This is a genomic window from Streptomyces sp. PU-14G, assembly GCF_041028275.1.
Classification (GTDB): domain Bacteria; phylum Actinomycetota; class Actinomycetes; order Streptomycetales; family Streptomycetaceae; genus Streptomyces.
The window spans coordinates 1-6,915 of record NZ_JASKYT010000341.1 but is presented as its reverse complement, the minus strand read 5'-3'; the positions used below and the strand labels follow the sequence as shown (position 1 = coordinate 6,915).

Annotated in this window: 5 protein-coding genes; 3 read left to right on the top strand and 2 right to left on the bottom strand. The window is 71.6% G+C overall.

Going from position 1 to position 6,915, the window contains the following annotated elements; translation table 11 throughout:
• Positions 1–48: 48 nt before the first annotated feature.
• The gene (locus AB8Z75_RS28095; protein WP_369206795.1) at positions 49–1,005 is read right to left on the bottom strand and encodes a TIGR03619 family F420-dependent LLM class oxidoreductase; all 957 of its coding nucleotides are present in this window, start codon (positions 1,003–1,005) and stop codon (positions 49–51) included.
• 242 nt (positions 1,006–1,247) lie between these two features.
• Between AB8Z75_RS28095 and AB8Z75_RS28090 the strand changes: the two genes are divergently transcribed.
• From AB8Z75_RS28090 to AB8Z75_RS28080, 3 genes are all read left to right on the top strand, one after another.
• Positions 1,248–2,435 carry an ATP-binding protein gene (locus AB8Z75_RS28090; protein WP_369206793.1) on the top strand — a complete coding sequence of 396 codons (1,188 nt, stop codon included), beginning with the start codon at positions 1,248–1,250 and terminating at the stop codon, positions 2,433–2,435.
• A gap of 337 nt (positions 2,436–2,772) precedes the next feature.
• The gene (locus AB8Z75_RS28085) at positions 2,773–3,162 is read left to right on the top strand and encodes a hypothetical protein (protein ID WP_369206791.1); all 390 of its coding nucleotides are present in this window, start codon (positions 2,773–2,775) and stop codon (positions 3,160–3,162) included.
• A 555-nt stretch (positions 3,163–3,717) separates the two neighbouring features.
• The gene (locus AB8Z75_RS28080; protein WP_369206789.1) at positions 3,718–4,482 is read left to right on the top strand and encodes a trypsin-like serine protease; all 765 of its coding nucleotides are present in this window, start codon (positions 3,718–3,720) and stop codon (positions 4,480–4,482) included.
• A 51-nt stretch (positions 4,483–4,533) separates the two neighbouring features.
• Here the strand turns inward: AB8Z75_RS28080 and AB8Z75_RS28075 are convergent, their stop codons facing one another.
• The gene (locus AB8Z75_RS28075) at positions 4,534–6,912 is read right to left on the bottom strand and encodes an ATP-binding cassette domain-containing protein (RefSeq protein ID WP_369206797.1); all 2,379 of its coding nucleotides are present in this window, start codon (positions 6,910–6,912) and stop codon (positions 4,534–4,536) included.
• Positions 6,913–6,915 lie beyond the last annotated feature (3 nt).

Genomic DNA, 6,915 nt, shown 5'->3' with positions numbered 1-6,915 from the left:
GCCCYGCGGGACCGCGGCCCCGCTGCCCCGCGGTCCCGCACCCTCCGCTCAGTCCAGTAGCGGCGCGACCTGTTGTGCGTAGAGCTCCAGTTGGTCGGTCAGCTCGTCCGCCGAGCGGGAGCGGAACCGCAGCTGGACCTGGGTGACGCCCAGGGCCTGGTACGCGCGCAGGGACTCGGCGATCGCGCCGGGTTCACCCGTCAGGGTGCGGCGGCCGACGTCCCAGGTGGCGCGGCCCACGTACAGCGGCTCCGCGATGGCGCCGACGGTGAAGGGCTCCCCTTCCAGGCCCGCCTCTCCGCGCAGCCGCCTGATGCGGTCGATCTTCGCCGACAGCGCTTCCCTCGGGTCTCCCTGGGGCAGCCACCCATCGCCGCGCAGGGCCGCACGGCGGACCGCCGCGGGCGAGGAGCCGCCGACCCACAGCGGCGGTCTGGGCCGCTGTGCGGGGCGGGGTTTCTGTCCCAGCTCCGCGAAGGAGAAGCGGGCGCCCTGCCAGGCGGGGAACTCGTCAGGCCCGAGGGCCGCTTTGAGCGCGTCCACCGTCTCGTCGAGCACTGCCCCGCGTGCGGCGAAGTCGGCCCCCAGCGCTTCGAACTCCTCGCGTACGTGTCCGGCGCCCACGCCGAGGATCAGGCGCCCTCCGGAGAGGTGGTCGAGGGTGGCGTACTGCTTGGCGGTCGCCAGCGGGTGCCGCAGGCCGACGACGGCGACGTGGCTGAGCAGCGCCGTCCGTTCGGTGGCCGCGGCCAGAAAGGAGAGGGTGGCGACCGGGTCGTACCACACCGTGCTCATGGCGCCGGCGAGTCTGCGCGGTATCGCCACGTGGTCGCAGCAGGCGAGGTAGGCGAAGCCGTGCCGATCCGCGGTGCGGGCGACGGACAGAAGTTCGCCGGGCCCCGCGGTGGCCTCCCAGGGTTCGGCGTAGAGGGTGCTCTGCGACTGGACCGGCAGCTGTATCCCGTACGACAGCCGCCCTGAGGGATAGGTCAGCACACCCCCCATGGTCGTAGCTGACGACCCGTCAGGCAAGAGGGGCGAACGGAAGTCCGAAAACAGCTGACGCGCGCTCACATCGCCGGTCAGCGGCCCGTCGTGCGGATTTGCTTCCAGCAACAGAGAGGGTGTATTCCGCATACGGCTGCGCGATGAGCGCCGCTGAGGGAACATGGCGACACCGCTGTTCCCTGATCGGTCCCGGCGGGACGGATCAGACCGCACGACAACCCAATCGCTCAAGGACGCCGATGACCGAGATACCGGTGGCGCTGCTCGTCACCCTGTCCGTGGGGACGGCGGCCGCCGTGGCGCTCGCCCTCCTGCTGGCGCGTTCGATGCGGGAGGCGAGGCGGTCGCGTCAGCGCTCCGCCGTCGCCGAGAAGGACCTCCAGGACGCCATGCGCCACCAAGCGGCCCTCGCCGCACGCGCACAGGCCGTCGAAGCCGAGGTACGGCACCTGGCGGGCGCCCGCATCCCGGACCTGGCCGCGGCACTGGCCCACCCGAACGTTCCCGTCCGCGGCGTCGCCGACCCCGCCTTCCGGGGCACCGACCTGGACCGCTCGCTCGCCTCGGTGCTGGACCAGGTCGGCGACGCGGTCACCAAGGAGCGGCTGCGCGTGGACGGTGCGGCGCAGTCCGCGATGCGCGGCGCGACCACCACCATCCAGGCGCTCCTCTACCAGTTGCAGACCCGCCTGCAGACGATGCAGGAGCGCTACGACGACCCGTTCGTCGCCGAAGACCTGCTGGGCGCCGACTTCCTCAACGAGCAGGCGATCCGCCGCATCCAGGCCACCGCCATCGTCTGCGGCGCCTGGCCCGGGCTGACCCGGCAGAACTCCCACATGGGCGACGTCGTCGTCGGCGCCATGTCCCGCCTGGTCGGCTACGCGCGCGTCCAGGTCACCAACCAGCTGCGCGACCCGGTGGGCATCGTGGCCCGCGCCGTGGAGCCGGTGGCGGTCGCGCTGACCGAGCTGATGGCCAACGCGCTGCACTACTCGCACCCCGAGCTCCCCGTCGCCGTCACCATCCAGCAGGGCAACCGGGGAGCCTCGATCATCGTCGACGACGCGGGCGTCGGGATGCACGGGGAGGAGATGGAGCGCGCCCAGCGCATGATCACCGGGGAGGAGGTGCTGCTGCTGACCGAGCTGGGCGACCCGCCCAGGACGGGCCTGGCCACGGTGGGCCAGCTCGTCAAGCAGTACGGCTTCACCGCCTCCATAGAGACGTCCCCCTACGGCGGTGTGCGCGCCATCGTGCACATCCCGGGCGAGACGCTGCTGACGCTGCTCGACGAGGAAGAGCAGCCGATGTCCCCCATGGCCCCCGTGCCGCGCGGCGGCKCGMRCGGCCCGCCGCCCGYCCGGAGCCCGCGGCGAGTCCGCGCCCCCCACCCCCGCGAAGAGCGTCACCAGTCTGGGGAGTGACGTCGCCACGAACTGCCCGTGTGCGACGGCTTGCCCGTCCTTGCCGGACAGTTCGATCGAACAGGAGTGGAGACGGTCTCCCACGGCGCTCGCGTATCCGACGAGCTCGCCGCGGCGCGGTGCGAGCCGCATCCCGGGAACGCGGCACGCGGGCCGTCCTTCCGGGTAGATCTCCTCGCCGGGTGCCGTCCGTACGGGGGCCGTGATCCGTGTGGGCTCTCCCTTGGCGCAGCCCGCCTCCTCCCGGGCCGTCCGGGCCAGGGCCAGCAGCAGGTGGGCGACTTCACGTTCCGAGTCGAGGTACGACGCGTCGCCCTCCGACCGCACGGTGACGACCATGGGCGCGTTCCCGCTGTCGCACTCCTCGGGCAGCACGAGCGTGCCGCGGTCCCTGCCCACGACGCCGGGGAGCCCCTCCGGCAGTGGCACGGTGCTCGCGTGCAGCGCCTCGGCCAGCCATGCCCGGCGCGGGTCGCCCGTCGAGTGGGGCGGCGGGCCGACCCGGGCCACCAGCCGGTGGCCGCCGGCCTCCCCCCGTATCCGGGACGGCTGCCCGTTCACGCTGGTGTCGGGGGACTTCATCTCCTCCGTCCCGGGCACACCGAACGCCACGACGCAGGTGGCCTGCTCACCCCGTTCCGGTACGCCCGACTCCTCGGCCACCCGTGCGAAGTCGTCACCGAGCACCTGCGGGCCGCTGTCCTTGGTCCAGGCGCCCCAGCAGTAGCTCTCCTTCGCGAACGGGCCGGTCCGCGTCGCCCACGCCGTCAGCGTCGCGCCGCCGCCCAGCACCGCGAGCGCCAACACCAGCGCCAGCGCCAGCGGCACACGGTGCCGAGGTGTCCGCACGCTCTGGGCCACGCTGCTCCCCTTTCCCGTCGTTCCGCCCCGTCCCCGTCCTCGTCCGTCCCCGCCCCGTGTCCCTTGTCCCTCGGGGCCCACGCGGCCCGTTCGGCGAGCGAGGCGGATGAGGCGGACGAGGGCGTGGACGGGGACGTGGGCGTAGGCGAGGGCGACGGTCCGAGGAGACTACCTACCGTGAACGCGTGTTCGGGCAGGTGGGCGGGGTGGCACCCGTTGCGTCCCGCCCAACGTCAGCGACTTCCTCCCTCGTGGCCACCTCGCGGTGGTCCCGCAGCATGATCCGGCCCCCGTGCCCTACGACTTGCGGGCCAGGTCCGGCTGAGAGGAGAGGGCGATGTGCCGGGAGTGCCGACCGGCACATGATCGGCGGTGGCGTGCCCGGCCGGGCACGGGCCACGGGCCACGCACAGGAGGAGAGATGAACAGGCGCGGCAAGGCGGCACTGTGTGCGGCGGCGGTAGCGGGGGCACTCGGGCTCAGCCTGACGGTCGCGCCGTCGGCTTCGGCGATCATCGGGGGACACGACGCCACCTCGGAGTATCCGTTCATGGCGAGCGTGCGGAAGGACGGCCACCACTACTGCGGAGCCTCACTGATCGAGCGGGACTGGATCGTCACCGCCGGGCACTGCACGGTGAACGTCAAGCCCGAACAGCTGTCCGTGCGCGTCGGTGACCGGGATCGCACCAAGGGTGCCGAAGCGAAGGTCACCAAGGTCGTCGCGCACCCGGACTTCTCCTACGAGCCGTTCCGCAACGACGTGGCCGTCATGAAGCTGGACCATCCCGTGGACGCGGAGCCCATCGAGCTGGCCGCCGAGTCCGCACCGGCCGGCACCGACACACGCATCCTCGGCTGGGGAATGACCTGCGAGGACGGCAGCGAGTGCCCGAACCCGCCGATCCGGTTGCAGGAACTGGACACCAAGGTCGTGGCCGACGGCCGGTGCAGCGAGAACTTTCACCGGGGCAACGAGCTGTGCACGGACAGCCCCGAAAAGAACGCGCAGGCGTGCATACTCGACTCCGGCGGGCCGCTGATCAAGGGCCGCCCGGGGCATCGGAAACTGCTCGGGGCGACCAGTCGCGACGGCGACGCCGACCCGAAGTGCGCCACCGGGCCCGGCATCTACACCGACCTGACCGCCCACCGCGGCTGGATCGAACGGACCATCGCGAAGTGACCGGCGCAGCCACCGTCCGCCTGCCGGCGCGCGTGCGGCGGGGGCAGGCGGTCAGTCGCCGGTGTAGGCGGCGAGGTGCTCACCGGTGAGGGTGGAGCGGTCGGCGACGAGGTCGGCGGGGGTGCCTTCGAAGACGATCCGGCCGCCGTCGTGGCCTGCGCCGGGGCCGAGGTCGATGATCCAGTCGGCGTGGGCCATGACCGCCTGGTGGTGCTCGGTGACGACGACCGACTTGCCGGAGTCGACGAGCCGGTCGAGGAGCCCGAGCAACTGCTCGACGTCGGCGAGGTGGAGGCCGGTGGTCGGCTCGTCGAGGAGGTAGACGCCGCCCTTGTCCGCCATGTGCGTGGCCAGCTTGAGCCGTTGCCGCTCGCCGCCGGACAGGGTGGTGAGCGGCTGGCCGAGGCTGAGGTAGCCGAGGCCCACGTCGGCGAGCCGGTCGAGGATGCGGTGCGCGGCGGGGGTACGGGCCTCGCCGGTCGCGAAGAACGCGGCGGCCTCGGCCACCGGCATCGCGAGCACCTCGCTGATGTCGCGGCCACCGAGGCGGTGTTCCAGCACGGAGGCGTCGAACCGTTTGCCCTCGCACTCCTCGCAGGTGGTGGCGACGCCGGCCATCATCGCCAGGTCGGTGTAGAGGACGCCGGTCCCGTTGCAGTGGGGGCAGGCGCCTGCGGAGTTGGAGCTGAACAGCCCCGGTTTCACGCCGTTGGCCTTGGCGAACGCTTTGCGGACCGGGTCGAGCAGCCCTGTGTAGGTCGCGGGGTTGCTGCGCCGGGAGCCGCGGATCGTGGACTGGTCGATCGCGATCACCCCGGCGTCGGCGGCCTCCGGCGTCTTGACCAGCGACCCATGGAGGAGCGAGCTCTTGCCGGACCCGGCGACGCCGGTGACGACGACGAGCACGCCGAGCGGGATGTCGACGTCGACGTCGCGCAGGTTGTGCGCCGTCGCGCCGCGGATCGGCAGCCGCCCGGTGGGCGTCCGTACCTTCTCCTTGAGGGTGGCGCGGTCGTCGAGGTGGCGGCCCGTGAGGGTGTCGCAGGACCGCAGCCCCTCGACGGTTCCCTCGAAGCAGACGGTGCCGCCCGCCGTACCGGCGCCGGGGCCGAGGTCGACGACGTGGTCGGCGATCGCGATGGTCTCCGGCTTGTGCTCGACGACGAGGACCGTGTTGCCCTTGTCCCGCAGCCGCAGCAGCAGGTTGTTCATCCGCTGGATGTCGTGGGGGTGCAGACCGATCGTGGGTTCGTCGAAGACGTAGGTGACGTCGGTGAGCGAGGAGCCGAGGTGGCGGATCATCTTGACGCGCTGGGCCTCGCCGCCCGACAGCGTGCCGGAGGGGCGGTCGAGTGAGAGATAGCCGAGGCCGATCTCGACGAACGAGTCGAGCGTCTGCCGCAGCGTGGTGAGCAGCGGCGCCACCGAGGGCTCGTCGCGGTCGCGTACCCATGCCGCCAGGTCGCTGATCTGCATCGCGCAGGCGTCGGCGATGTTGATCCCGTCGATGCGCGACGATCTGGCCGCCTCGCTGAGCCGGGTGCCCCCGCAGTCGGGGCAGGCGGTGAAGGTGACCGCCCGGTCCACGAACTCCCGGATGTGCGGCTGCATCGCTTCCCGGTCCTTGGACAGGAACGACTTGCGGATCTTGGGGATGAGTCCCTCGTAGGTGAGGTTCACGCCCTCGACCTTCACCTTGACCGGCTCCCCGTGGAGGAAGTCGTGCATCTCCTTGTCGGTGAAGTCGCGGATCGGCTTGTCGGGGTCGAGGAAGCCCGACTCGGCGTAGGTTCGCACGGTCCACCAGCTGTCCGACTTCCAGCCGGGGATGGTGAACGCGCCCTCGGAGATCGACTTGGAGTCGTCGAACAGCTGGGTGAGGTCGATGTCGGTGACGGTCCCGCGGCCTTCGCAGCGCGTGCACATGCCGCCGGTGCGCGAGAAGGTCTGTTTCACCGTCTTCTTGGCGCCGCGTTCGACGGTGATCGCGCCGCTCGCCCGGACCGAGGGGACGTTGAAGGCGAACGCGTTGGGCGAGCCGATGTGCGGCTGCCCGAGCCGGCTGAAGAGGATGCGCAGCATCGCGTTGGTGTCGGTGGCGGTGCCGACGGTGGAGCGGGGATCGGCGCCCATGGGCTGCTGGTCGACGATGATCGCGGTCGTCAGCCCTTCGAGGACGTCGACCTCGGGCCGCGCCAGTGTCGGCATGAAGCCCTGGACGAAGGTGCTGTAGGTCTCGTTGATCAGCCGCTGCGACTCCGCGGCGATCGTGTGGAACACCAGTGAGCTCTTACCGGAACCGGAGACGCCGGTGAACACCGTCAGCCGGCGCTTCGGGATCTCGATGGTGACGTCCCTGAGGTTGTTCTCCCGCGCGCCGTGCACCCGGATCAGTCCATGGCTGTCGGCGGCGGACGGAGGCTGGGGCAGGGG